At 68.0% G+C, this 24,977-nt stretch carries 22 protein-coding genes and 1 pseudogene; 10 read left to right on the top strand and 13 right to left on the bottom strand.

Annotated features, from left to right (window positions below; all coding sequences use genetic code 11):
- The first annotated feature begins 3 nt into the window (after positions 1–3).
- Positions 4–1,776, top strand: coding sequence for an NAD+ synthase (locus ACGFJ2_RS24105; RefSeq protein WP_357944752.1), 1,773 nt, complete (start codon positions 4–6; stop codon positions 1,774–1,776).
- A 277-nt stretch (positions 1,777–2,053) separates the two neighbouring features.
- Complete coding sequence (locus tag ACGFJ2_RS24100; protein ID WP_357944750.1) at positions 2,054–3,064, top strand: tachylectin-related carbohydrate-binding protein; 1,011 nt, start codon at positions 2,054–2,056, stop codon at positions 3,062–3,064.
- 124 nt (positions 3,065–3,188) lie between these two features.
- On the opposite strand, the gene ACGFJ2_RS24095 is transcribed toward ACGFJ2_RS24100, so the two are convergent.
- The 3 genes from ACGFJ2_RS24095 to ACGFJ2_RS24085 form a co-directional block, all read right to left on the bottom strand.
- On the bottom strand, positions 3,189–4,079 hold the full coding sequence (locus tag ACGFJ2_RS24095; RefSeq protein WP_357944747.1) for an aldo/keto reductase: 891 nt from the start codon (positions 4,077–4,079) through the stop codon (positions 3,189–3,191).
- A gap of 169 nt (positions 4,080–4,248) precedes the next feature.
- On the bottom strand, positions 4,249–4,935 hold the full coding sequence (locus ACGFJ2_RS24090; RefSeq protein ID WP_393471719.1) for a hypothetical protein: 687 nt from the start codon (positions 4,933–4,935) through the stop codon (positions 4,249–4,251).
- Between the two features lie 700 nt (positions 4,936–5,635).
- A complete protein-coding gene (locus ACGFJ2_RS24085; RefSeq protein WP_357944737.1) occupies positions 5,636–5,983 on the bottom strand; it encodes a metalloregulator ArsR/SmtB family transcription factor in 348 nt (115 codons plus the stop codon).
- 79 nt (positions 5,984–6,062) lie between these two features.
- On the opposite strand from ACGFJ2_RS24085, the gene ACGFJ2_RS24080 reads away from it, so the two are divergent.
- The 3 genes from ACGFJ2_RS24080 to ACGFJ2_RS24070 all read left to right on the top strand — a co-directional run bounded on the left by ACGFJ2_RS24080 (position 6,063) and on the right by ACGFJ2_RS24070 (position 9,441).
- A complete protein-coding gene (locus tag ACGFJ2_RS24080; RefSeq protein ID WP_357944734.1) occupies positions 6,063–7,058 on the top strand; it encodes a zinc-binding dehydrogenase in 996 nt (331 codons plus the stop codon).
- Positions 7,059–7,383: 325 nt separating this feature from the next.
- The gene (locus tag ACGFJ2_RS24075; RefSeq protein WP_393471715.1) at positions 7,384–8,265 is read left to right on the top strand and encodes a hypothetical protein; all 882 of its coding nucleotides are present in this window, start codon (positions 7,384–7,386) and stop codon (positions 8,263–8,265) included.
- A gap of 324 nt (positions 8,266–8,589) precedes the next feature.
- A complete protein-coding gene (locus tag ACGFJ2_RS24070; RefSeq protein WP_357944728.1) occupies positions 8,590–9,441 on the top strand; it encodes a hypothetical protein in 852 nt (283 codons plus the stop codon).
- 319 nt (positions 9,442–9,760) lie between these two features.
- On the opposite strand, the gene ACGFJ2_RS24065 is transcribed toward ACGFJ2_RS24070, so the two are convergent.
- A complete protein-coding gene (locus ACGFJ2_RS24065) occupies positions 9,761–10,795 on the bottom strand; it encodes a DUF5937 family protein (protein WP_358449823.1) in 1,035 nt (344 codons plus the stop codon).
- A 57-nt stretch (positions 10,796–10,852) separates the two neighbouring features.
- Between ACGFJ2_RS24065 and ACGFJ2_RS24060 the strand changes: the two genes are divergently transcribed.
- Positions 10,853–12,076: an MFS transporter gene (locus ACGFJ2_RS24060; RefSeq protein ID WP_393471711.1), complete on the top strand. Its 1,224-nt coding sequence runs from the start codon at positions 10,853–10,855 to the stop codon at positions 12,074–12,076.
- Between the two features lie 197 nt (positions 12,077–12,273).
- On the opposite strand, the gene ACGFJ2_RS24055 is transcribed toward ACGFJ2_RS24060, so the two are convergent.
- The 4 genes and pseudogenes from ACGFJ2_RS24055 to ACGFJ2_RS24040 form a co-directional block, all read right to left on the bottom strand.
- A complete protein-coding gene (locus tag ACGFJ2_RS24055; protein ID WP_393471708.1) occupies positions 12,274–13,182 on the bottom strand; it encodes an NAD(P)/FAD-dependent oxidoreductase in 909 nt (302 codons plus the stop codon).
- Positions 13,183–13,306: 124 nt separating this feature from the next.
- A pseudogene (locus ACGFJ2_RS24050) lies at positions 13,307–13,561 on the bottom strand (FAD-dependent oxidoreductase); the annotation flags it as partial.
- Positions 13,562–13,611: 50 nt separating this feature from the next.
- Positions 13,612–13,812, bottom strand: coding sequence for a ferredoxin (locus ACGFJ2_RS24045; RefSeq protein ID WP_357944715.1), 201 nt, complete (start codon positions 13,810–13,812; stop codon positions 13,612–13,614).
- Positions 13,812–14,978 (bottom strand): cytochrome P450, encoded by a 1,167-nt coding sequence (locus ACGFJ2_RS24040; RefSeq protein ID WP_357944713.1) that lies wholly within the window; start codon positions 14,976–14,978, stop codon positions 13,812–13,814. Before ACGFJ2_RS24040 ends, ACGFJ2_RS24045 begins: the two co-directional genes overlap by 1 nt.
- A 139-nt stretch (positions 14,979–15,117) precedes the next feature.
- Between ACGFJ2_RS24040 and ACGFJ2_RS24035 the strand changes: the two genes are divergently transcribed.
- From ACGFJ2_RS24035 to ACGFJ2_RS24025, 3 genes are all read left to right on the top strand, one after another.
- Positions 15,118–15,732 (top strand): TetR family transcriptional regulator, encoded by a 615-nt coding sequence (locus ACGFJ2_RS24035; RefSeq protein WP_357944710.1) that lies wholly within the window; start codon positions 15,118–15,120, stop codon positions 15,730–15,732.
- Between the two features lie 272 nt (positions 15,733–16,004).
- Positions 16,005–16,313, top strand: coding sequence for a hypothetical protein (locus tag ACGFJ2_RS24030; protein ID WP_358205106.1), 309 nt, complete (start codon positions 16,005–16,007; stop codon positions 16,311–16,313).
- Positions 16,304–17,800 carry an ArnT family glycosyltransferase gene (locus tag ACGFJ2_RS24025; RefSeq protein ID WP_393471703.1) on the top strand — a complete coding sequence of 499 codons (1,497 nt, stop codon included), beginning with the start codon at positions 16,304–16,306 and terminating at the stop codon, positions 17,798–17,800. The genes ACGFJ2_RS24030 and ACGFJ2_RS24025 overlap by 10 nt, the downstream gene beginning before the upstream one ends.
- Before the next feature lie 474 nt (positions 17,801–18,274).
- On the opposite strand, the gene ACGFJ2_RS24020 is transcribed toward ACGFJ2_RS24025, so the two are convergent.
- The gene (locus ACGFJ2_RS24020; protein WP_393471700.1) at positions 18,275–18,460 is read right to left on the bottom strand and encodes a hypothetical protein; all 186 of its coding nucleotides are present in this window, start codon (positions 18,458–18,460) and stop codon (positions 18,275–18,277) included.
- A 133-nt stretch (positions 18,461–18,593) separates the two neighbouring features.
- Between ACGFJ2_RS24020 and ACGFJ2_RS24015 the strand changes: the two genes are divergently transcribed.
- Complete coding sequence (locus ACGFJ2_RS24015) at positions 18,594–19,907, top strand: cytochrome P450 (protein WP_357944695.1); 1,314 nt, start codon at positions 18,594–18,596, stop codon at positions 19,905–19,907.
- A 254-nt stretch (positions 19,908–20,161) separates the two neighbouring features.
- On the opposite strand, the gene ACGFJ2_RS24010 is transcribed toward ACGFJ2_RS24015, so the two are convergent.
- The 4 genes from ACGFJ2_RS24010 to ACGFJ2_RS23995 form a co-directional block, all read right to left on the bottom strand.
- Positions 20,162–20,965, bottom strand: a complete 804-nt coding sequence (locus tag ACGFJ2_RS24010; RefSeq protein WP_393471696.1) for an NAD-dependent epimerase/dehydratase family protein — start codon at positions 20,963–20,965, stop codon at positions 20,162–20,164.
- Positions 20,966–21,101: 136 nt separating this feature from the next.
- The gene (locus ACGFJ2_RS24005; protein ID WP_393471693.1) at positions 21,102–22,319 is read right to left on the bottom strand and encodes a hypothetical protein; all 1,218 of its coding nucleotides are present in this window, start codon (positions 22,317–22,319) and stop codon (positions 21,102–21,104) included.
- A gap of 29 nt (positions 22,320–22,348) precedes the next feature.
- On the bottom strand, positions 22,349–22,750 hold the full coding sequence (locus ACGFJ2_RS24000) for a hypothetical protein (RefSeq protein WP_393471690.1): 402 nt from the start codon (positions 22,748–22,750) through the stop codon (positions 22,349–22,351).
- 32 nt (positions 22,751–22,782) lie between these two features.
- On the bottom strand, positions 22,783–24,912 hold the full coding sequence (locus ACGFJ2_RS23995; protein ID WP_393471687.1) for a right-handed parallel beta-helix repeat-containing protein: 2,130 nt from the start codon (positions 24,910–24,912) through the stop codon (positions 22,783–22,785).
- Positions 24,913–24,977 lie beyond the last annotated feature (65 nt).

Genomic DNA, 24,977 nt, shown 5'->3' with positions numbered 1-24,977 from the left:
TTTGTGGCACAACTCCGTATCGCGCTGGCACAGACCAAACCGACCGTAGGCGACCTCTCCGGCAACGCCGACCGACTGCTCACGTGGACCCGCGACGCCGCGGACCGCGGCGCGCACCTGGTCGTGTTCACGGAGATGTTCTTGACCGGCTATCCGGTGGAGGACCTGGTCCTGCGTACATCCTTCGTGGACGCCAGCATCAGGACGCTGGGCGAGGTCGCGCTCAGGCTGCGAGAGGAGGGGCTGGGCGAGCTGCCCGTGGTCGTCGGCTACGTCGACCGGGCGGGGCTCGCGCCGCGCATCGGCCAGCCCAAGGGCGCCTCGCTCGACGCCGCCGCGGTGCTCCACCGGGGCGAGGTCGTCGTCCGCACGGCCAAGCACCACCTGCCCAACTACGGCGTGTTCGACGAATACCGCTACTTCGTGCGCGGCGACCGGCTGCCGATCTTCCGGCTGCACGGGGTCGACGTGGCGATCGCGGTCTGCGAGGACCTGTGGCAGGAGGGCGGCCCGGTGGCCGTGGTCGGCCAGGCCGGCGCCGGTCTGCTGGTGGCGCCCAACGCCTCGCCGTACGAGAAGGAGAAGGACGACGTACGCCTGGAGCTGTGCGCGCGCAGGGCGCGTGAGGCCGGGTGCGCGCTCGTCTACGTCAACCAGGTCGGCGGGCAGGACGAGCTGGTCTTCGACGGCGACTCGATCGTGGTGGACGCGGCCGGCGAGCTGGTGGCGCGCGCCGGGCAGTTCCGCGAGGAGCTGCTCGTGGTGGACCTGGATCTCCCGGTCTCCACCGCCGAGACCGGGTCGTTCCCGTACGACGCGGGCGACGGCTCCACCATCACCGTGGACCGCCTGGTGCTGTCGTCCGACCCGGTCGAGCCGCGCGAGCCCGTGCCCGCGCCGGTGGCCGAGCGCCTGGACCCGCACGCGGAGGTCTACTCGGCGCTGGTGCTGGCCGTACGCGACTATGTGGTCAAGAACGGCTTCCAGTCGGTGATCCTCGGCCTGTCCGGCGGCATCGACTCGGCGCTGACCGCGACCATCGCCTCCGACGCGATCGGGCCCGATCGGGTCCACGTGGTGCTGATGCCCTCGCGCTACTCCTCCGACCACTCGCTCGGCGACGCCGAAGAGCTGGTACGCAGGCAGGGCATCAACGCCCAGGTGGTGCCGATCGGCGAGATCGTCGACGCCTTCGAGAAGGAGATCGACCTGTCCGGGCTGGCCGCCGAGAACCTGCAGGCCCGCGTCCGCGGCACGATCCTCATGGGCCTGTCCAACGAACACGGCCACCTGGTGCTGACGACCGGCAACAAGAGCGAGCTGGCGACGGGCTACTCCACGCTGTACGGCGACTCGGCGGGCGGCTTCGCCCCGATCAAGGACGTACCGAAGACGATGGTGTGGGAGCTGTCCCGCTGGCGCAACGCCCATGGCGACCCGTCGTTCCGCCTCGACGCCGAGCGGCCCATCCCGGAGAACTCGATCACCAAGGAGCCGAGCGCCGAGCTGCGTCCCGACCAGCGCGACACCGACTCGCTGCCGCCGTACGAGGTGCTGGACCGACTGCTCGACGACTACGTCGAGAAGGACATGGGCGTACAGGAGCTCATCGCGGCCGGCCACGACCCCGCGCTGGTGACGCGCATCATCCGGCTGGTGGACACGGCGGAGTACAAGCGCCGGCAGTACCCGCCGGGCCCGAAGATCACCCCGAAGAACTTCGGCCGCGACCGCCGCCTCCCCATCACCAACAGGTGGCGCGAAACCACCTCCTAAGGCATGGTCCTCATTGCGGAGGCGCTGCGCGCCCATGGCTCGGGCAGCGCCTCCCAGGGGGCTGCCGCCCCCTTCGACCCCCGACAGGCATGGTCCTCGCTGCGCTCGGGCAGCCTCACTGGGGGCTTCGCCCTTAGCGAGGGGGCTTGCCAGCCCCCTCGCGCTCCCCCGGCCCCAGGCCTCTCCCGACTCATGCTCACTTTTCGTGATTACGCTAGCGCGGAGAGCGACGACATGTTGTCATTGGACTCGCCCTTCCCCCGGACGAGAACCTCCGATGCCACCACGTTCCCGTGCCCGCACCGCCGCCCGCCCCCGGACACAGAAAGAGCCGCAGAAAGAGAAATCAGCCCGAGAAGAGGAGCCTCACCGGCGGGTCGATCGCCACACGTTCTTGATGTGGCTGGCCGGAGCCGTGCTGATCCCAGCCATCGCCGCGATACCCGCCTATGTGCGCTTCCTCGGCGATGACACACCACCCTCGCAGACCGCGAAGGTGGCGCAGACGCTCCCATCCTTCGCAAAGGCGAGAAAGATCACCTATGCGGGTTCCGGCGTGCTCTACGCGATCTTCGCCGACGGAACCCTCCGCCGATTCGTCCACACCGATCCCGAGAACGGCGGCGCCAAGTGGCTGGCCCCAAAGGGAGAGGAACTTGGCGGCGGCTGGAACCGATTCCGCTGGCTGGAGGCAGGAGCGGACGGTTCCCTTTATGGGGTGGACGCGTCAGGCGACCTGTTCCTCTTCAAATATCAGCCGGGCGCACGTATGGAAGCCGACTCCGGCCAGGGCATCGGGCACGGGTTCAACGCATTCAGGGATTTCACCGCCGCCCCCGGAAACGGCTCGGATCAGATCTTCTACGGCCTCCTGCCCAACGGCCGACTCTGCTGGTATCGCTATCTGGGACCCGACGCTGTCGAACCATGGGTGAACGCCGGGCGCTGCAAGGTGGTCAAGCGGGGCTGGCAACGCTACCGCCGCATCATCGCATTGGAAGACGGCGTCCTGTTCACCATCGACGCACGCGGAGACCTGTACTGGCACCGCCAGCACGCACCCGAGAAAGGCGGCCGGACCTGGTTCAGAGACGATTACGAACCCAACGGCACCGGATGGCTGATCCACCAGGACGAGACGGCCTACCGGGGCGTCTTTTACATCCTGCTCCGCAGTGGCGAGCTCAGATGGTTCAAGTATCTCGAACCAGGCGTCTACAAGCCGGGCTACACCGGGTGGACATACCTCGGCAGTCCACGTTTCCCCGCCGGACAGATCACCGGCTAAGACGACCGCCTCCTCGCCCTCACCCGCACGCACGTAGGGGAAATATCCTCCCTGGAAGACGGTCAGGTGACCCGGTAGTCATATACGGCTCCGAGCGTTTCACGGTCGTCAGGCGAAGCGGCGCTTACGCCTCAGGGATGACGATCCCCAGGCTGATCGGGTCCCGCTCGTCGGGGTCCGGACCGCTGCGCACGCCGGTGTCGAGCGCGTCGACGCGGGCGATCTCCTCGGCTGACAGTTCGAAGTCGAACACGTCGAAGTTCTCGGCGATGCGGGCGGGATTGACGGACTTCGGGATGGCGGAACGCCCCTGCTGCAGGTGCCAGCGGAGCATCACCTGGGCCGGAGTCTTCCCGTGCGCGTCCGCGATCTCACGCAGCACCGGATCGGAAAGCACGCTTCTGCGGTGCTCGCCCCAGCCGGGATAGAAGGTGATGCCGCCGATGGGCGACCACGCCTGGGTGAGGATGCCGTGCTCCGCGTCGGCCTTCTGCACCTCGGGCTGGGTGAAGTAGGGGTGCAGCTCGATCTGGTTCACCGCGGGCACGACATCGGTGCGTTCGATCAGCTCGGCCAGGTGCCGGGGCATGAAGTTGCTGATCCCAATGGAGCGGACCTTCCCGTCGGACAGAAGTTTCTCGAGCGCTCGATAGGCGGCGATGGTCGCCTCGAATCCCTTCGGCGCCGGCTGGTGCAGGATCAGCAGGTCGATCTGCTCCACACCGAGCTTCCCGGCGGCCTTGTCGAAGGCATGCAGGGTCTGGTCGTACCCGTAGTCGCTCACCCAGACCTTGGTCTCGATGAACACCTCCGAGCGGTCCAGCCCCGAACGGCGGATGCCCTCGCCCACCTGGCGCTCGTTGCCGTACGCGGCGGCGGTGTCGATGTGCCGGTAGCCAGTCTTCAGCGCGGTCTCGACCGCCGCGGCGGTCTCTTCCGGAGACGACTGGAAGACGCCGAAGCCGAGAGCCGGCATCACGACGCCGTTGTTCAACTGGAGAGAAGTGGTGCTCATGACTCCACCTTAGGAAGCCTCGGCCGCGTGAGGGAGAGCACGCCAGTACCTCTCAGGCCAGGAATAGACGAAGCGCCGAACTGACAGCTTCTGGCACCACCGGTCAAGCCAGGCCCTCCCGCGGCGGCTGGGTCAGGGGCGTATGGATGCGAAGAGTTCAGCGAGGCAGCTAGTGGAGTGCCGCCTCCGCCTTTTCATAGGCCTCTTGGGCGATCTGGGGGAGCAGTTTGGCGGGATTGGCGCGAGGGCGCGGTTCCTGATTCGGGATCCGGATCTCCAGCAGATACCGCGAGGTCTGGATCACCTCCACCCAGTGCCAGATGGGGACCTTCCCGCTGCCGGTGATGCGATAGGCCCAGGCTCGTTCGCCCAGGCGTGGAACATCTATCGGCTGGATGTCTCCGGATCCGACGTCCGCATCGGACAAGTGGCGGCATCGCGCGGGCAGACTCGGATCCCCAAGACGGTTCAGCATGTCCGGGGAGCCGGTGATGATCGCCTCGTGGAAGCCCGCACCCTCGGGCCGTCGCAGGTGCTGCGTCCCTGGGTTGGGGACGGACTCGGTGATCGCGGTGACGGCCATCTGCGCACCTGCGGTGTTGTACCTACGCAGCACCTCGAACCACATTCCGGCGGTCCACTTGTCGCACTCCTCCGGCCCCACAAAAGGGGTGCTGATCTGGCGCAGTGGAATAAAAGTGGACTCCAGGTCGGCGACGGGCAACGCAACGACGGCACCCGGCACGTACGACCACTCCCGCACATCTCGGAAGCGAGTGAGCAGGGCTGCGACCAGCCGTGGGTCGCCCGCGCCCGAACCGGGATTGGGAGTTTTGTCCTCCTGCCCCCGTTTCATGATCCTCACATCCAGCCACGCCGACGCGGACGCACTCGGCGAGGGAGACACGGATAACGACGCCGACGCGGACGCACTCGGCGGAGGAGATACGGATGTGGCGGTCCGGGCTGCGATGTTGGCCGGTTGTGCTCCACATCCCGACGCGGCCACGCCCAATACTGCGGCGACCGCTACCCACCTCACCGCCCTGTGACTTGTCATGCTCCACCTCCCGAAGCCAGGCGCTCGAAAGGTCGAGGCCGAAGATCAATTATCGACCCTTTCTGTGCTGCGTCCGCGAATGCGTCGATCTCCTGACCACCCTGGCCGACGACGCACACGCCTCCCGACTGGCACCGTCGGTCACCTTGATCGTGTCACTGATGAGCAGCAGCCGTACTTCGTCGTCAGGGACGCGCACCGGGAACTCGGCGATACTCGATCCCACCCAATACGCGGCAGAGACAGCCAACGAATGGGAGCGCCAGATTGCCCCCGCCCCCGTTACACTCCGGCAATGATGGATGTGATCTTCCCTCCCAAGCTGACCGATGGTGACGTCGTACGAGGCCGCGTTCGACCACGGCCGGCAGCTGGGCGCCCTGGTCACCTTCGCCATCGACGGCTGGCAGCCGGGTACGTGGCCCCGCGACGGCGATACTGACCGCAGGGGCCGCGCTGGGCGGGCCTGCTCGTGGTGGCGATCACATGACCGCTGTCAGGCGGTGGTCGATGCGATCTGCCGGTTGTACGTATTGACGATGGCGTCCAGGAGACCAGGAAAGCGGTTCTCGAGATCCCCCAAGCGGAGTGTGGTCCAGCGACGGTTGCCGTCCTCGCGCTGGTGGATGATGCCGGCCTCTCGGAGTACCCGGAAGTGGTGCGTGAGCGTGGAGGGCGCGACGTCGACCGGGAAGGTGCCGCATGCTCGCTCGGGATCGACGCGCAGGGTTCGTACGATGGTCATGCGGGTCGGGTCGGCGAGCGCATGCAGCACGTCCAGCACGTCGAACTGGTCGGTGTCCGGGTGGGTCAATGTTGCGCGGCGGCCGTGTGACCGGGGCATCCCGCACCTCCTTTTACAGACATCGTACAAGCATGATACTACTTTCGTCGTACGACGAACGTCGAAATAGGAGCCCGTTATGCGTGCTTTGCTGATGGCCGCACCGTCACAGGGATCGGACCGCACTCAGGTCCAGGAGATCGACGAGCCACGTCCGGGCCCGGGAGAGGTGACCATCGATGTCGCCTACGCCGGGGTGAACTTCATGGACGTGATGGCGCGCCGCGGCGACCCCGGATACGCATCTGCCTGGCCGTACGTGCCCGGCCTGGAAGTTGCCGGGACCGTGCGCGAGGTGGGTGCGGACGTCGGCGACCTCGCCGTGGGGCAGCGGGTGGCCGCGTTCACTTCTGGGGGCGGCCTGGCCGAGGTCGCACGCGCTCGTGCGGCGCTCACCGTTGCAATACCGGACCAGGTCTCGTTGCTCTCGGCGGCGGGCGCTCCGATGGTGTTCACGACCGCCCTGCTCCTGCTGACCGACGCCGCCCGGCTCGGCTCTACCGACAGCGTGCTGGTGCACTCGGCCAGCGGTGGCGTGGGCAGCGCTCTCGCGCAGGTGGCGCCCACGGTAGGGGGCGGACTGCTCATCGGCACCGTCGGCCGCCCTAACAAGGTCGACTCGGCGCGCAAGAGCGGCTATGACATCGCCATCGCCCGTGGGGACGATCTGGTCGAGGCGGTACGTGCGGCCACCGGAGGCAAAGGCGTCGACGTCGTACTGGATCCTCTTGGCACCAGCATGCTCGACGTCGATCTGGCGGTCACGGCGCCCGGCGGGCGGATCGTGCTGTTCGGCAACGCCGGCGGCGCGCAACCCGCCCCGCTCCCGCCCGCAGGCAGGCTCATCGGCGGCAACGTCGCGATCGGTGGGTTCAGCATCACCGGCCTGAGCGCTTCCGCTCCCGAGCGCGTCGCCGCAGCCCTGCGCCGCGTCCTGGACATGCTCGCCACCGGCCGGCTCGACGTTGCCGCCACCGAGGTCGACTCACTCGCCGGCGTACCCGCCGTGCACCAGCTGCTCGCAGACGGGCGCGGCAACGGCAAGTACGTGGCACGAGTGACCGCCGGCGAATAGCACTCCCATGCCAACATCAACATCGATTGCCCCGTCCACGCGGCCTGGACTACAGGATCCTCTCGTGTTTCGCGGTTTTCCTTGATCATTATGCATGCGGGAGGGGGATGTTTCCGCGTGCCTTCGCTGGTCTGCGGGGCGGATATGGAGATATCAGAGGAGCATCGGCGGTGTCTGCAACACCCTGCTAGAAGGTGAATCCGCCGATGCTCTACCCGTTCTTGGCGCCATCCATACTTCTGATCCCAACGCCGACGGCCCCACAACCGCCGTACGTGCTCGAACCGCTTGCCGCACCCGCCGGGCGAGTGGCACCTTGATCGCCATGACTGCTGTGCCCCCGGCCTGGGTCGACGACCTGTTCCCTTTTCCCACGCCGCCCGCGCTCGCCAAACTGGTCGACATCGCCTGGCCGCACGCCTTCATCGACGAGGAGCTGTACGACGACGGACTCCTGACAACGCACTACGACTTCATGTTCGACCTGGAATCCGTTCCCCGCGCCCCCGACGGCTGGGAAGAGGCCTATCCAGGTCCGGCGTGGCGAGGTGACCACGTGCCGTTGTTCGCCACACCGGAGTATCTGCAGTTCGGCCATCTGGGCAACGGCACCTACGTCGGCTGGGTGGTGCCCGCGCCGGAACTGGGCGGAACCGACCACCCTGTCGCCCTCTTCGGCCAGGAACCCGGAGGACGCGTCATCGCCAGGGACACCCGGGCCGGCCTGGAGTGGATGCTCTCGTTCGGCCTCCGCAAGGAGAACCTCAGCGACGACGACCGCTCCCTCATCGCCCGCGTCGCCGCCGAGCTCGACCTCGACCCCGCCTCTGAACGCGCCGTCACCCCGGACGGTTTCGACGTGGTGGTGCCCCTTGAGCTCGCGGTCCCGTCCGGATGGAGACACGAGCCCGGTGCGTACGGAATCGGCCCCGGGGTTCTGGCCCCGGCGGACGCGTTCGCCCCGGACGGCCCCATGGACTCCTACCGGCTGGATGACGTCCTCGCCGACGCCGCCCAACTGCTGGGCGCGGGGTTCCCGGCAACCGCCCTGCACGGAATCATGGACGCGTTCCACCGTGACATCGCCCACTTCACCAGCCTGCTCCCCCTCTGGGTGCGCGCCTACCAGGACCTGGGCCGACCGCAATTCACGACCCGGCTCGATCACATCCTGCCGATGTACGAAGGCCTGCAGCCGCTTTCGTGATTCGCGGTACTTCGCGACAGCCGGATTCATTTTCTGGACAGCACGAGCCCTTGGGGGAAGGTGGTCATGGGCACGAGCAGAACCAACTGCTCCCCCTGACGAACAAGGTGAGCGCCTAATCCCACTAAGTCTTCAAAACTGACAAAATTCCAAGAGATGCGCATTACGACTACTCTTGACTTCTTCTGGAACTCCACTTTGACCTCCCAGGCTGGCGCGTCCCGATATGTGCGCATATCGTAAGTGGCATGGCAGAACATAATGGTCCTGTTCTGTGGCGGGCAATGCAGCCGGTCATGCCGTAACTGACGAAGAAGGCCCTCGATGACATCGAACAAGCCGGATTTCATTACACTCGTGCTCGTAGGGGCATTCTCCCTCGCCCTGGCCGCCTGCGATGCCCATGGCCAGATGGCCATTCGCGGGAGCACATCCGCATCCCCATCGAAGGCAGCCGTCAACGCACCATCGCCATCCCCGTCCGTTTTTGCCACCGGGCTATCGACGACTGGGGCTACACCAGATCCGAACAACGACTCCCCTGTGCTGAACATGATCCAGGAGCGCGGAGGCGGCAGCCTTGCCGCCCCGAGGGGAGCCATGGCCTACAGCGACAATCCCAGGAATACTACGGTTGTAGTACCCCAACAAGAAGGTTCCGAGTACTGGGGGACGGACTGGTGTCATTACTTCTACCGCCAGGCTCGCTGGTACGGGGATCTTTGCTTGCGACAGGCGCTCGCCGGTAATGGCCAAGCATTGACCAACATATACAATTTTTATCTCTACCAACCTGGCACGCTCGGCCAGTTGGTCCTGCAGGCTGATTTCAACGATCCACGCTGGAGAGTTATCAGCAGCCCGCTATTTCCGATGTCCAATGTGGTTCATTGGTTGGCGTGGCCAACTGCTGGCGAGGCGACGGCAAACACGCTGTGGCTTAACATGACAGACTACCAACAGAACCAGAATATCTGGCTTCCCTACCAGAAAGTGGCTGCTGAGATTCGAGCCGGAAACGGTTCCCGATTCGGCATTCAGGCAAACCAGCCACCACAAGACCTGTCCGCATGGGCTTGGGGGGTCTCCACTTTTACCAGCATGACCAACGCCATCGGCACACAATGGACTGCGCCGCAATGCGCCGCCAGCTATAACGGCTGCGGAACAGGTTGAATTCGTAGAGTGAACGCCACCTGGGCCTTCCATGCGCCTTCTTCCGCCTGCACCTCGACACCTGACAGCATCTGAGCTTCGACCGTGAACCCGGCATCGCGCAGCCAGGCTGCCACCTGGGCGGGCTGACGGTGGTGAACGTGGACCTTCATGGGATGGCCGCCATAACCTTGCGTCTTCAATCGTGACCCGTCACGACATGGAAGCCGACCAACACGAGTCCGCCGGGCCGCAGCACCCTCTGGAAGTGGCCGAAGACAGCGGGGATCTCAATATCTGGGACGTGAATCACCGACCAGAAGGCGAGCAGCTCGGCGTCTCAGGCCTCCTGGCCGAACTGACCGGGACCGGGGTGTGCGGCGTCCTCCGCTTCGCGGTCGACACCGGCGGCCCGGAGTCCTGATCCGGTGACGAGGGCGTCGCCGAGCTCCGAGCGTAGATAGAGGACCGAGCGGCCGTGGCGGGCGCTGGCGAGGAGGCCGGCGGCGCGGAGGGTGCGGAGGTGCTGGTTGACGGCCGATGGGGTGACGCCCAGGCGGCCGGAGAGTTCGGTCGATGAGGCGGGGGTCTCGAGCATGGTGAGCAGCCCTGCCCGGGTGGCGCCCAGAAGGTCGGTGAGCACCCCTGGGGAGTGACGGGGCTCCGGTTGCCACAGCGTGCCGACGCCCCGAGTGCCGTACATGATCAAAGGGGGCTCGGACGGGGAGATGGGGACGGTGGAGGCCCGGGTGAAGAGGGTCGGGACCAGGGTGATGCCCTCGCCGCTGGTGGAGCGCCGGTAGCGGGTGTCGCTGATCAGCCTCATGCGTACGACGCCGTCCTTCAGCTGAACACGCTCGCTGAGGTCGGCGAACATCGCGGCCAGGCCGCGGGCCGAGATGACCTGGCCGCGGTGGACCACGTCGGCCTGCAGGACCGCGCGCATCCTGGGCCACCAGGGCGCGAAGCAGGTACGCCAGTAGTCCCGCAGCGCGTCCAGGATGCGGGACGACGGGTCGCCGCGCAGCGGCTCGGGGAGCCGGGGGTGGATGACGCGCAGGTCATCGAGCACCCGGTCCACCGGGACGCGGGCGACTGTGGCGAGTTCGTCGTCGATGCGGGTAAGCGGGGCGTGGGGGCGGGGCGACAGGTAGTCCGGTGTCCACATGTCGTCGTTGGTGAGCGCTTTCAGCAGGGGCACGTCCAGCGTGGATCGGGCCTGCTCCGTGCGGCGCAGCCAGGGCAGGTGCACGGGATAGCGTCCGGGGTCGCGGAACGTGCGCAACGACAACGTGAGCTCGTTGAGCGGCGAGATGGCGAAGCGGACGTCGGCCACATCCATCCCCGCGAGCTCGTACTCGACCAGCCCGGCCATGAAGCCATACGCTACATCAATTGGCGACAAAGGCCCTATTGCGAGATAAAAGCCCCCGTGATCCAGACCTTCTTCCCTCAGGACCGCGTCGCCCGCTCACTGACCGTCAGCACGATGGCGTTCGCGCTCTCCAGCGGCGTCTTCTACACCGTCAGCACGCTGTACTTCACGCTCGTCATCGGGCTCAGCGCGACGACGGTGGGTCTCGGGCTGGGCATCGCGGGCGGCACCGGGGTGATGGCCTCGTACGCGGCAGGGTGGCTGGCTGACCGGGTCGGCGCGCACCGCGTCCAGACGGTGGCGACGGGGCTCAACGGGGTTGCGCTGCTCGCCTACACGTTCGCCTCCGACGCCGTCGTGTTCGCCCTGATCGCCTGCTTGGCCGTGATCATGCGTTCGGTGTGCTCCTCGTCGAAGCAGGCGATGCTGGCGCGGTGGTACACCGGCCAGGAGCGAGTCGAGGTACGGGCCCGGATGCGCGTGGTCACGAACGTCTTCATCGGCCTGGGCACGGTGGCCGCTGCGGCGGCGCTCCTGATCGGCACCGCTTCGGCGTACCGTGTGGCGATGATCGTCGCCGGCGTCTTGCTGCTGGCGGCCACCGTGCCGCTGGCCGGGCTCGGGCGTCAGGTGCCGGAGCTCGCCGCCAGGATGACCGCCGTCAGGGAGCGCACCGCGTCCACCGGGCCTTCGCCGCTCCGGGACCGTACGTACATCGCGAGCGTGGCGTGCAACGCCGTGGTGGCCACGCACTTCGGCCTGCTGACCGTCGGCATGCCGCTCTGGGTGGCCACCATCGACGCGCCCACCGCCATCGTCTCGGTGCTCCTCGTCCTCAACACCGTGGTCGTGGCCGCACTCCAGGTGCGCGCCTCGCGCGGCACCGACGACGTGCGCAAGGCCGGGCGCACGGTCAGGCGCGCGTCGTGGCTGCTCGCGATGGCATGCGGTCTGTACGCCCTGGCCGGCTACGGAAACATGATCGTCGCCTGCGTCCTGTTCGTCCTGGCCGCGTTCGCCCACACCATGGGTGAGATCCTGGGCGAGGCGGGTGGCTGGGGCATGGCCTTCGAACTGGCCGACCAGCGCAGCGCCGGTGCTTACCAAGGCCTCAGTCAGACCGGCTACGCGATCGCCGCCATGTTCTCCCCGATCCTCGCCACCACCGCCGTCGAACACGGCACCGCGGGCTGGGTCGGCCTGGCCGCCCTCTTCGTCCTGGCCGGCACGGGCGCCGCCGCGGTGGCCCGGCACGCGGCCACGATGATCCCCGCCGCCTAGCGAAGAGACGGAGCTGCGACGAGTCCACGTCCAGATGGTCCCGCTCCCGACCACACCAGGCACACTGTCGAGGCCGCTCACCGCGTGGATGGTATGGCCGGAGAAGCAGTGGAACATCCGAAGATCATTCATGCGCGAGACCGCATCCCCGCTAGTGGGCGGTGTGGCGCGGGAGTGCCGGTACACCGTCCAGGTGTTCAGGTCCCGCTCGGCATGGATCGGAGAGCGTCGGTGACGTGCCCGCGGGCGAGCCTGACGCCGCGCGGATGGTTCCAGCCGATCGCCGCGGTGGGGACGCCGTCCACTTCGGCCAGGGCGGCGAACCGGCCGCTGCCCGGCTCGCCGTCGAGTGGGCGCAGGCGGGCGCCGGGTGGGATGTGGCCGTGGATCTGGAGCTTGACGTCGTACTGGTCGGTCCAGAAGTACGGGATCGGGGTGTACGGCGCGCCATCGCCCATGATGTCGGCGGCTACGGCCATGGCTTGCTGGGTGGCGTTGGTGCGGTTCTCCAGGCGGATGCTCGTACCCAGAAGCTCGTGGTGCCAGCGGGCCACGTCGCCGACGGCGTACACGCCCGGTGCGGCCCGGCAGTGGGAGTCGCACTCGACGCCGTCGGTGAGCGACAGGCCGCTTCCGGCCAGCCAGCCGGTGGCCGGGACGGACCCGACGGCGATCACCACCACGTCGGCGGGGACACTCTCGCCGCTGGTCAACTCGACCGCACCGACCAGTCCGGCCGGACCACCCCCGCCCAGACGATCCGCACCCGGGCCGTCCCTGCCCGGACCATCCCCGGCAGCCGCTCCCGTCAGGCCGGCCACGCCCACCCCGGTGCGTACCCGGACTCCGTGGCTTTCGTGGAGTGCCCCCACCAGGCTGCCGAGCTCGTCGCCCAGCTGGCGGACCATCACGGTCGGCAGGGGGTCGACGAGCGTGACCTCGGCGCCCAGGGTGCGAGCGGTGGCGGCGATCTCGCAGCCGAGTACGCCCGCGCCGATGACCGCGACCCGCCGCGCCCCGCGCAGCCGCTCGCGCAGGGCTAGGGCATCGTCGAGAGTGCGCAACGTATGCACCCCGACGAGGTCCTGAGCGCGCAACGTATGCACGCCGACAAGGTCCTGAGTACGGCAACGCGGGCACCCCGACGAGGCCATCAGCGCCCAACGTGTGCACGCTGGCAAGGTCCCCCAGGAACGGCGGTCGGCGCGGGCTCAGCCCGGTGGCGATGACGAGCGTGTCATAGGACAGCGTCCGCCCGTCGTCGAGATCCACCGTGCGAGCGGTGGTGTCGAGCCGTTCGGCGCGGCGGCCGAGGATGAACTCGGCGCCGAGCGCGTCGAGCCGCGCGGCGTCGCGCAGGAAGACGCGTTCGGCGGGCCAGGCTGCGGCCAGCACCTCCTTCGACAGCGGTGGCCGGTCATAGGGCAGATGCGGCTCCTGCCCGACCAGCCGGATCTGCCCGGCGTACCCCTTGGCCCGCAACATCTCCGCCACGGTGAGCCCCCCGGCCGAGGCGCCGACGATGAGCACGCCGCTCACGGCTCCTCCGTCAAAGCGATGGCCGTGGCCGGGCACAGCAGCGCGGCCTCGCGGACGGCCGCGTGGAGTTCGGGCGGCGGCGCGGGGTCGAGCAGGACCACTACGCCGTCGTCGGGGTGCTGGTCGAAGACTTCAGGAGCGCTGAGCACGCACATGCCCGCGGCGCAGCAGCGTTCCGGGTCCACGTCGATGCGCATCACACCACGTCCCAGGTGACCGGGAGCCGGTGCACGCCGTAGATCATCATGTCGGTGCGCAGCGGCACCTCCTCCGCCGGTACGTCCAGGCGCAGCGTCGGGAACCGCTCGAACAGCGCGGGCAGGCCGACCTGCAGCTCGACGCGGGCCAGCTGCTGGCCCAGGCACTGGTGGACGCCATGGCCGAAGGCCACGTGCCCGGTGGCCGGGCTGCCCAGGTCGAGTACGTCGGGGTCGGCGAACTGGTGCGGGTCGTGGTTGGCCGCCGGGATCGACACGGTGACGGTCTGACCGGCCTTGATCAGCTGCCCGCCGAGCTCGATGTCCTCCAATGCGGCCCGGTGCAGGCCGGGGACGATGCTCAGGCGACGCAGCAGTTCCTCGACGGCCCTGCCGGCGTCGGCGCGCAGGAGCGCGAGCTGGTCGGGGTGGCTCATCAGGGCGAAGGCGCTCAGGGCGAGCATGTTCGCGGTGGTGTCGAACCCGGCGCCCATGAGGATGCCGCCGATGACGGACAGCTCGTCGTCGGTCAGGTCGCTGTCGTTGGCCAGGCCGCTGAACAGGTCGTCGGTGGGCTGGACGCGCTTGGCCGCCGCCAGGTCGCGCATGAACCCCTGCACCGCGGCGAAGGCGGCGACCTTGTCCTCCGGAGATATGCCCATGCCCCCGAGCACGGCCATGTGGTGCTGGAACTCGGCCCGGTCGGCGGTCGGCACGCCCAGCAGTTCGCAGATCATCAGGGCCGGGAGCGGCAGCGCGAACGCCTCCACCAGGTCCACCGGCGGGCCGTGCCGCTCCATCGCGTCCAGGTGTTCGGCGGTGATCTGCTCGATCCGGCCCGTGAGCTGACGCATCCGGCGGACGGTGAACTGGCCGGTGAGCAGCTGGCGGTAGCGGGTGTGCTCGGGCGGGTCCATCGAGGGGAAGGCGCCGGGCGGCGCGGGCCGGGGCTTCGCGCTGAGAGTCGCCCCGGGGAACGGGCTGTGGGTGAGCTCGGCCCGGTGGCTGAATCGCTTGTCGGCAAGGACCGCGCGGACCAGGTCGTGCCTGGTCACCAGCCAGCCGATATGGCCGTCGGGATAGGCCATCGGGGCCACGGGATGTTCGGAGCGCAGGTGCCCGAGCTCTTCGGGCGGGTCGAAGGGACAGCCTGGGCGACGCGTCATCGGAATCGGGATCGGGCTCGGGTACGAGGGTGCGGACATCTCATTCCTCTCTGGTCTGGAGGTGACGCGGCTCCACTTAACACCACTAAGAGTAAAAATACAACTAGTGTAAAAACAGTCGTGATGTAAGCTCGTCCCCGTGGAGGAGACACGGCGTGAGCGCAAGAAGCGCCAGACCAAGCAGCTGCTCGTCAGCACCGCGTACCGGCTGTTCAGCGAGCAGGGCTACGAGCGGACCACCGTCGCGCAGATCACCTCCGAAGCGGATGTGGCCACGAAGACGTTCTTCAACTACTTCCCGAGCAAGGAGGACGTGCTGTTCTCCGACGCCGAGCACTATTACGAGGCGGCGCTGGAGGTCCTCGCCGAGCGGGCACCGGATGAAGGAGTCCCGGAGCTGCTGCTGCGGACCTACGACCGGGTCATCGCCCGCTATCTCGCCGACGGTCCGCTGGCCGGCGACCGTGAGCGGATGGAGGTCTACGGCAACCTGATCATGACCGTCCCGGCCGTACAGGCGAAGGCCCTGCACGTGCTGTTCGACCTGCAGAGCAGGATCGCGGGCGCGTTCGTGAAGGCCTTCCCGGACGAGCTGGACCCGATCAGCGCGGCGGCCGCGCTCGGCTCCCTGCTGGGCGCCGTCCAGGCGGCCACGCGCGCCTGCGGGGAACTGCACGGCCATTCGGAGGAGGAGTACTTGAAGGCGGGCCGCCGAGCCGTCGAGATCGCCATGCGCGGACTGGGGACATTGTGACCGGGCTCTTCTCGTACGAAATGCCGACAAACCCGGCCATGCCTAGTCCGCGACCACACGCTCAGGTGTGTCAAGCCAGAGCTGCTGCCCCTGAGAAGTGACGGTCATGCCGTACCTGGAGGTCATGCGCACCCTTCCAGAGGCATGAGCCACGCAGCGCCGCTCATGAAACACGTCCTACATACCGTCTCCCACAAGGCCAGTTAACCGGCGCCTTCAGACGTCACCAACGTCGCCAGAGCATCGAGGATCGGCGACGAGGTGATAGCAACATGATATCATCCAGCTATCAGGCAGCACTGAGGCTCGTTGACTGCTGGACTCATCATGAGCGCGAACACGGGCAAGGACATGTCCGCACGTCGAATCGGTCGACGGCGGCGGTCGCAGGCGTCAATCGCACGGCGGCCGAGCGCGAGATCTTCGGCCCGCGCGGCGAACGGTCCTCGCCGACCGGATCCGTCGAGCGGCGTCGAGCCGGCCGCCACCTCTTCCGGCTGGTCCTGCGCTACGGCGATCGCGAACGCCCTACCGATACGACCGGTGGTGATCACGACCGATGGTTGACGGCGTGGATGTGACGAGGTCGCCGGCGGGTTCCCGATCGTGGGCGGTGCCGTGGCCGGTGTGGCTGGTGGCCGGGCTGATGGTCGCCGGGTTGCTCAGCCTGTCGGGGGCGTACGGCTTCCATGGTGACGAGATGTACTTCGCGGTGGCGGGGCGGCATCCGGCGTTCGGGTACGTGGATCAGCCACCGCTGACGCCGTTGCTGTCTGCGGCGTCGGTCGCGATCCTGGGGGCCTCGCCGACGGCGGTGCGGATCCTGCCGGCGCTGGAGATGGCCTCGGTCGTGATGATCGTGGGGTTCATCGCCCGCGATCTGGGTGGCTCCCGCCGGGCGCAGATACTGGCCGCGGTGACGGCCGGCGTCTCCGGGTATCTCGGCGCGGGGCATCTGGACACCACCACCGAGCTGGACCTGCTGGTCTGGGCGGTGGTGATGTGGTTACTGGTGCGGCTGCTCGCCGGCGGGGATCGGCGGCTGTGGGTGGCGGTGGGGCTGAGCGCGGGCATCGGGCTGGAGAACAAGGACACGCTGCTGTTCCTCGCCGCGGGGCTCGCCATCGGGGTGCTGCTGTACCGGCGCTGGGAAGTCGTCCGCTCACCGTGGGCGTGGGCTGCGGCCGTGATCGCGGCCATGATGTGGGCCCCGAACCTGGCATGGCAGGCCGTGAACGGCTGGCCGCAGCTGACGATGGCCTCGCAGATCGCCGGGTACGCGGCGACGAACCGCGCCCAGGCCCTGCCTTTGCTGTGGCTGTTCACCGGTCCCTTGCTGTTCCCGGTCTGCGTCATGGGCCTGGTCTGGGTGCTGGGGTCGCGGGCGGCCGCGCCTTGGCGACCGCTGGGGGTCGCCGCCCTCGTGGCCATGGTCTTGGCCCTGCTCAGCGGCGGCAAGGCGTACTACGCGATCGGCAGCGCCGCGCTGTTCATGGCGGCCGGCGGGATCATCCTGGACAAGTGGATCGCCCGGGGCCATCGACGGCTCAAGATCGCGGGGTTCGGCGCGGCTGGCGTCGCCTCCGGTGGGCTGATCGCGCTGCTGACCCTGCCGGTCCTGCCGGTCGGTGCTTACGCCAAGACCACCCTGCCGGCCACGGTGCCCGACGTGGCCAACCAGATCGGCTGGCCACAGTTCGTGGCGACCGTGGAACAGGTCGTAGCCGGGCTGCCCCCGGCGCAACGCGCCCACGCGGTGATCCTGGCCAACAGCTACAGCGAGGCCAGCCCTCTCATCCTCCTCGGCAAGAGCCTGCCGCCGATCCACTCTGGCCACAATTCCTACTGGACCTGGGGACCCCCGCCCGCCGAGCGCACCGTCGTCGTCCACGTCGGGGACTGGCGACCGGCCAACTGGGCCCAGTACTTCACCGGCTGCCGGGACGCGGCCCGTATCGACAATCGGCTCGGGATCGACAACGGCGAACAGGGCAAGCCGGTCACGGTGTGCACCGGCATCCGCGCCCCGTGGACAACGATATGGCCCGCCCTCCGCACCATCAGCTGACCCAGCAAGCCCGCCTTGACCAGCCGCGCCGCAGCCCACGTCGCCGCCGTGAACCTCGGTATCCCGACATTCCGCGACATCGCCAGCGAACGATCATCGGGAACGAACGCTCAGGGCATTGACCCGGCTCAGCCGGGTTCCGGTGGGGTCTGCTCAGGACACCGATCGCGTGTCACGCATACGGCCGCCCCGTGAGCCGCCTCTTAGCTTGACGTTTAACCTGCGATCTACACATTTGCCGTGATGGGTCGCATGGGTGACGTCTGCTGCTGTAACGGATTGTGGCGATCTGGGCACGGGCAGGCGCTATGCGTAGGGCGGCCATCGCCTCATCGTCGAGTTGAGAAGACCACGAGGAGAGGCGGTGGCCGTGACCTCCATTTTGGCGTGCGCGACGGCGAGCGTCCCAGCACCGGTCGGGGAAGGCTCGCGTACCCAGGCGCTGGATGACCTGTCGGAGTTCCGAGCCGAACTCTACGACCCCGCGTGTTCGGCCGGCCGCCAGCAGTCCTTGCGCTCGATCCCGGACAGCAGCCCGGACAGATGGGCGCGGGCGGTACGGCGCGGTTCCACCCGGCAGAACCGGTCCGCGATCCGGCCCATCAGTTCCTCGAAGGTGACCGGCCGGGCTTCAGGCCCTACGCTGTCGCCCGCGGCCACGTCACGAGCGTCTCGAGTTCGAGCAGGCGCTCGAACTCACTGATGATCACGCGGTGGCCGTACTCATGTGGCCTCAACAGCGAGATCGCGAAGTGTCGCTGGGGCCCTCCCCTGGAGTGCTAGGAGACAGCGCATGCCCACGAAGCCGTCCCTGCCCGAGGTGGTCGCAGCGCTGCTACGCCGGGACCCGGTCGTGCTGTGTACCCGACTGGCGCTCACACACGAAGGAGTTGCCCGGCTGCCGATCCCGGGGCGCCGGAAGTTTTGGGTAGTGAGCGATCCCGACTGCCTTCATCGAATCCTGGTCACCGACGCGACACAGTTCGACAAGGGCGGGCCCATCTATCGGATCATCGCCGATGCCCTGGGCGAGGATGGACTATTCACGGTGAACGATGAGGCGACCTGGCGCCTGCTGCGCCAGATCATGAATCCCGCCTTTCGCCGAGCCGAACTGCGCACCGTAATGGAGTTGACGGCCGATGCTTGGCGGAGCCGAATGGACGCATGGGATCTGCGCGGTCCGATAGACATCTTCAGCGAGCTGAAGCTGCTGAGTGTCGAGGTGTTGATGCGGCATGCGCTGGGGAACGCAGTCGATACGGCCGAGCTCACGCAGCTCGCCCTGCCGGTCTTCGACGGCATGGCGGGGCGAATCTTCCTCCCGCACTGGGCACCTGGGGCGAGCGGCTATCGAAAGGCCATCGCGGCGCTGGATGACAGAGTTAGGTCAATCATCTCCTCGCGCCGGGATCAGGGCACCGAGGCCGGGGACCTGCTCGGGCAGCTGATGACCGCCACCGATCCGCAGACCGGTCACCGCCTAAGCGACCGGCAGGTACGAGACCAGGTCTTCACGCTGTTGATGGCGGGATTCGACTCCACGGCAACCGTGCTGTCGTGGGCGTGCGTCCTGATGGCCGAGCGAGGGGATCAGCTGGACCGGCTACGGACCGAGGTGGTCAATGTCTGCGCGGACCGCACCCCTACACTGGAGGACCTTCCGCGGCTCGTCACCGTGCAGGCTCTGCTGCAGGAGTCGCTGCGCCTGCATCCCGCGTTCCCCATGTTTTTCCGCAACGTCAAGGCGGAGACTCAACTTGGTAAGCACCGGCTCGCCGTAGGCGACCAGATCATCATCGCCCCCTATGCGACGCACCGCGATCCAGCCCGATGGCCCGGCCCGGCGGGCTTCGACTCCGGCCGATTCGCCGGCAGGCTCGACCACGAGCAACGGGCGGCTTATCTGCCGTTCGGCGAGGGAAAGCGGAAATGCATCGGTGAGGACATGGCCACCATGACCGGGCTCCTCATCCTGGCTATGTTGGCGCAGCGGTTTACCGCTTTTCGCCGCCCGGATGGCCATAGCGGCCAGGCGGCTCGATACGCGATGACCCGTCCATCAAGGGACAACGCCCGCTTGATCCTCACGCCGATCGGTGAGTAGGCCGACCTGGTGCGGCAGCCTCCATTTGTTTAAGCTGAGCTGCTTGTATGCGGTGGCCAGGCAGATTTGTTGGTGGAACCAGCGGGCGCGGGCTTGGTGCTGGCGTCGCCAGGCTGACCAGTGGGCGGTGTGTTCCAGTTCGTCGCGGGCAGAAATTTCGGCAAGATATGCGCGCACTACCATGTCGGCGGTCGCGTTAGCTTTTGGCAGGGCAACTGCCGGCCCATGCGAAACGTCACACGTCGAGCGGCCACTTATGGCATTCGATCGAGAGCATGACGGAGTGTGTAGTCCGCAGTGGCGTAGACGCCGCCCTGAAGCGGGTCACCGGTGAAGTACTGGGTCGCTCCAGGGATCCGGTCCGCATAGACCTCCGCGTCATCTTGAGGGCGATACCCGAGTTGGTCGTCGAGCTCCCAGAACCGGCGGGTATTGGCCGATACCGCGTACGCGGCGGTGAAGGTGATGTCGGGCCGGGTCAGGGCGGACCAGATGAACCCGGCGCAGTCGCGCGGGCTCAGCCAGGTGGCCAGGTGCCGGGGCTCGCTCGGCTCGTGTTCGAGGCTCCCGATGCGCAGGCACACTACCTCCATGCCGAACTTGTCGGCGTACAGCCGCCCCAAAGCTTCCACGGCGACCTTGCTGACGCCGTACAGGCCGTCGGGGCGAGGCGGCAGGTGCGGCGAGACCGTTTGCGCGGCCGGGTAGCAGCCGGTCAGGCGGTTGCTACTGGCTAGTACCACGCGCTTGGTCCCCGTCCGCCGCGCCGCCTCCAGAACATGGTGGGTGCCCAGGACGTTGCCCTCCAGGAGGTCGGCGAGCGGCGCTTCATCTGGCACTCCGGCCAGGTGCACGACCGCATCGGCACCCCTGATGACCGACATCACGTCCTCGATGCCGGTCAACGAAGTTTGGCGGACTTCCTCGTTCGGCCCTTGAACGGTCAACGGCGCCCGGTCGACGGAGATCAGCCGGCTGAGTCGCCGCCGCAGCGGCTCACGCAACACACTTCCGACCCGTCCAGCGGCACCAGTAAGAACAACCGTCTCCATCGTCATGAACGGCAGTATGTCAACGCCGTCCGACGCTCCTGATCGCAGGAGGTCCCGCATTGATCTTCTCGCGACCGATATCCATGGGTGGGGCGCGGTGGGGATCGTTTTGTTTCGGCTACGTCGCAGCACCCCAGCACCTTCAGGCGAAGAGCAGGGTCAGGCCGCCGATCGTGTAGCAGATCATCAGGACGAACAGCGGGATCTGCCCCGCCACCGCCCTGTCGGGCCGCAGCAGGCGGACGGATCGGTCATGCGCGGCGACCACGCCCACCACGTGCCCGATCACGATGGCCAGCACCTGGACCGTGGCGATCGTGGCCGGGCTGACCACGTTCTGGTCCACCGAGGTGTCGAGGCCGAGTGACAGGATGATCGCGCGCTGGCCCTCGATGACCAGCAGTGAGAAATAGTGCGCGATCAGGTAACCGATCGCGATCGGCACCAGCGAATGGGCGAAGCGGGGCGCCAGTCCCCTGGTCCCGCCGATCAGTCCGGCCAGCCCGAGGCAGGCGCCGTACAGCACCGCCACCCCGGCGATGGCCGCCAGCAGGCCGAGCGTGCCGAGCCCGGCTCTGCCCAGGGAGCCGGACTGCAGGGCGTTCACCCAGGCGGGCGACGAGGAGAAGCCGTCGTAGCCGGTGCCGCCGAGCAGTACGCAGACGGTGGCCACCAGGCCGGGGGCCGGTTCGAGGGCGTCGAGGCCGTCGAACGGATTCCGCAGCACCGGCTTGCCGTCGGCCCGCCTGCCGAAGGGTGCCAGATGGCCGATCAGGGTCGAGTACACCTCGAACGGGTCGCCCCTGGACAGCCACGCGTGGCCGTACACCAAGGTCCCGGCCAGCTGCGCCATGCTGTACAGGCCGCAGAAGACCAGCAGCGTCGCGGGCGCGGCGGGCTCGGGCGCGACCAGCTCCATCCAGGTGTACGCCAGCAGGCCGACGGCGGCGGGCCAGTAGCCGAGCCGCGGTGGCAGTGGCGCGCGCGGCCGGTCGGGCAGCAGCCGGAACGGGTTCAGCACCCGCCACACCGGCCCGAACAGCAGCGAAGCGGGCACGAGCCCGACCCAGAAGAGCACATACACCAGGTACGGGCCGGCGTTGCCGTCAGCGGGGCCGACCACGAGCCAACCCAGCGTGTACGCGACCGCCAGGAGGGTGAGCACCCGCAACGGCCGGGCAGGTGGGCGCAACGGGAGCACCCATCCCGCCCGATCGCCGCGGAAGCGGGAGTCCGCCCAGAGCAGCCCGAGCGCCAGAAAGGACACCACGAGCGCGGCGAATGCCCCGGCATAGGCGTAGAAGAGCGGAATCGGCAGATCGCTGCGACTACCAATCCCATGCGCCAGCACGCCGGTCACCTATCCGCCCACCGTCTCGACCGCGCCCGTCATCGAACGGCCACCTGGGTGAGTACGAGCTTGCTCCGGTGTGTCTCCACCTGGAACACGCCGGTCAGGTCCGCGGTGAACCGCAGCGTCACCGGCTCGCCGGGGCGCAGCTCGGCCTTGAGGTCGTAGCCGTGCACGTGCACCTCGTCCGCGACGTCGCTGGTCACCGTGATGCTGACCGGCTGCCCCTTGGCCACCTCCAGCCACCCCGACGGCGGGCTCACCTTGCCCCCGGCGATGGTGATCGCCGCGTTAGGCCGCGCGCTGGGCTGTCCCGTGGAGACCTCGTGGCTGTTGCCGGGATTGTGGTGGGTCTGCGACAGCGGCCCGCACCCCGTCACCAGCCCACACGCCAACGCACACACCGGGGCACACACCAGGGCGACGACGGCTCTCCTCACGTGAGCACTCACCCGAGCACTCACCCGAGCACTCACGCCGGCACCCCGGCCTCGGCCGACGCCGTCTCCGCCGTACCGCCGCGCCGCCTGGGCGCCAGGACGACCACCGCGCAGAGCACCCAGAACCCGGTGAGCAGCCCGCGAACCCAGCCGGGCCCCAGCGGAATCACCGGGATCAGATAGACCACCCGGTCGAACGCGTCCAAAGCCGCCAGCACCCCCAGCACGATCGTGAACCAGCCGAACACCGGCCGCCCCCGCCGCAGCGCCGTGCCCAGACAGAGCCACCAGCCCGCCATGAGCAGCAGCGCGAGCGCCGCCACCAGCGTGCCGCCCGTGGCGGCGGCCACCACGTCGAACGCCAGACCCAGGAACCCGCACAGGCTCCCGGCCACGACCAGCCGGTGCCGGTACTCGCTGCGCGCGGCCATCGCCGGGGGCACCCCGTTGGCCGCCGGATCGCCCTTGCGCCGCCGTACGGCCTGGCCGGTCCGTCGCCAGAACAGGGCCGCTAGCAGCGCGAGCACGGCCGAGCCGCCCAACGCGAGCTGGGCCTCCACCTTGCCGAGGCCCGCGGCGCCGAACCAGTCGCAGCCCGCGGGCAGCCGCGCCTGCGCGGCGCTGAAGTCGGCGCACAGGTAGAGCTTGATGAGCTTCACCGGCTCGGCCAGCCAGCGGCTGGAGCCACCGGACAACGCGGGCGCCTCGGCCGCGCAGACCGGCAGCACCGCGGGCGAGGCCCGGCCCACGTCGGCCTGCCAGCAGTTGCCGGTCCCCTGGCCGTCCCACCAGACGTCCAGAGCGTTGGGGCGCCGCTCGCCGGTGGGGCTCACGCCGAAGACGTTGCCCTCGTAGCGGTTGAAGTTGGAGGTGTCGGCCTGCTTGGCGAGGTCGTTCTCGCCCCTGATGAACGCGGGGACGCCGAAGAGCCCGAAGGCCGCGCGGTTGTGGCCCCAGATCTGGTTGTTCTTGAAGACGTTGTAGTTGCCGCCCGCGACCAGCACGCCGGTGCCCGGCGGGGCGCCCGTCTGCGAGCAGACCACGCCCTGCTCGTAGCCGCGCTGGGCGGGCGGCTTGGCGCAGGTGCCGTTGCGCGTGTACTCGTAGTAGTCCTTGTTGTTGTCGTGGATCTTGTTGTTCTCGAACTTGGCGTGGTTCTGCGGCAGGCCGGGGTGGCTGGGCCAGAGGCTGTCCATCGTGGCGCCGACCATGTTGTCGTAGAACTCGTTGTCGTGGACCCACATGGAGTCGCCCGCGGTGCCCGAGTAGCCGAGCGCGTTGTCGTGGCTCTTGCAGCGGCGAATCTCGATGGCGTAGCGCGGGACCTCGTGGCCGCGGCCGTTGTTGATGTTGGAGGCGCTGCCGGGGTAGAGGCCGCCGTCGCCGTTGCCGTACGCCTCGCAGTCGGTGTAGAGGCCGTGGTCGCTGGCGAAGGTCAGGAAGCCGTACTCGTCGTTCCAGCGGGTGAGCACCTGGTCGATGACGAAGCCGTCGGTCTCCAGGATGTACAGGGAGTTGAACGTCGTGCGCTGGGCGGTGAGGTTCCTGAAGTAGACGCCGTCGGTACGGTCGGCGCGGATGGCGTTCAGCTTGCGGTACTGGGCGTCGACGATCACGTCGAGGGGGGACGCGCCGGTGCCCTCGATCTGGAGGTCCTTCTTGCCGAGGATGGCGACGAGGTTCTGGTTGTGCGGGCAGCGCTGCTGCTGTTCGAAGGAGAGGATCTGGTAGCCCCAGGTGGACCAGCGGGCCGGGAGGTGGGCGCAGTCGCCGGTCGGGGCGGCCTGGCTGGGTTCTTCCTGGTACAGGCCGGGGAGTACGGCGATGGTCATGCCCGGCCGGTCGACCTTGTCGACGGCCTCCTGCAGATCCCTCACCCCCTTTTCCCGACATTTCGCGAAAAGGTGGAGGTTGCGTTGTTTGATGGATTCCGGGAAGGTCGCGATTCTTCGGGCGAAGTCGTCCGCGTCTGTTTTACAGACCAGCAGATCGGGCTCCGCCCCGCGTAAGCCGGGTCGTAAGACGGGTAAGGTGCCCGAACCGTCGGGCAGCGTGACCGGGCGCTCTTCGTGGGCCAGCGCCGGGGCGGCGAGCATGAGCAGCAGGGACGAGCTCAGGGCGACGACGGTGGCGACGGTGGCGAACCTGCGCATGGGGGGCATGGCCGCGAGGCTAGAACAGGACTCATGTTCTGCCTAGAGCCAAGATCAAAACGGCCGGGAGAATC

The organism is Nonomuraea sp. NPDC049028 (genome assembly GCF_043197735.1).
Lineage (GTDB): Bacteria > Actinomycetota > Actinomycetes > Streptosporangiales > Streptosporangiaceae > Nonomuraea.
This window is presented reverse-complemented; position numbering and strand designations above follow the sequence as displayed.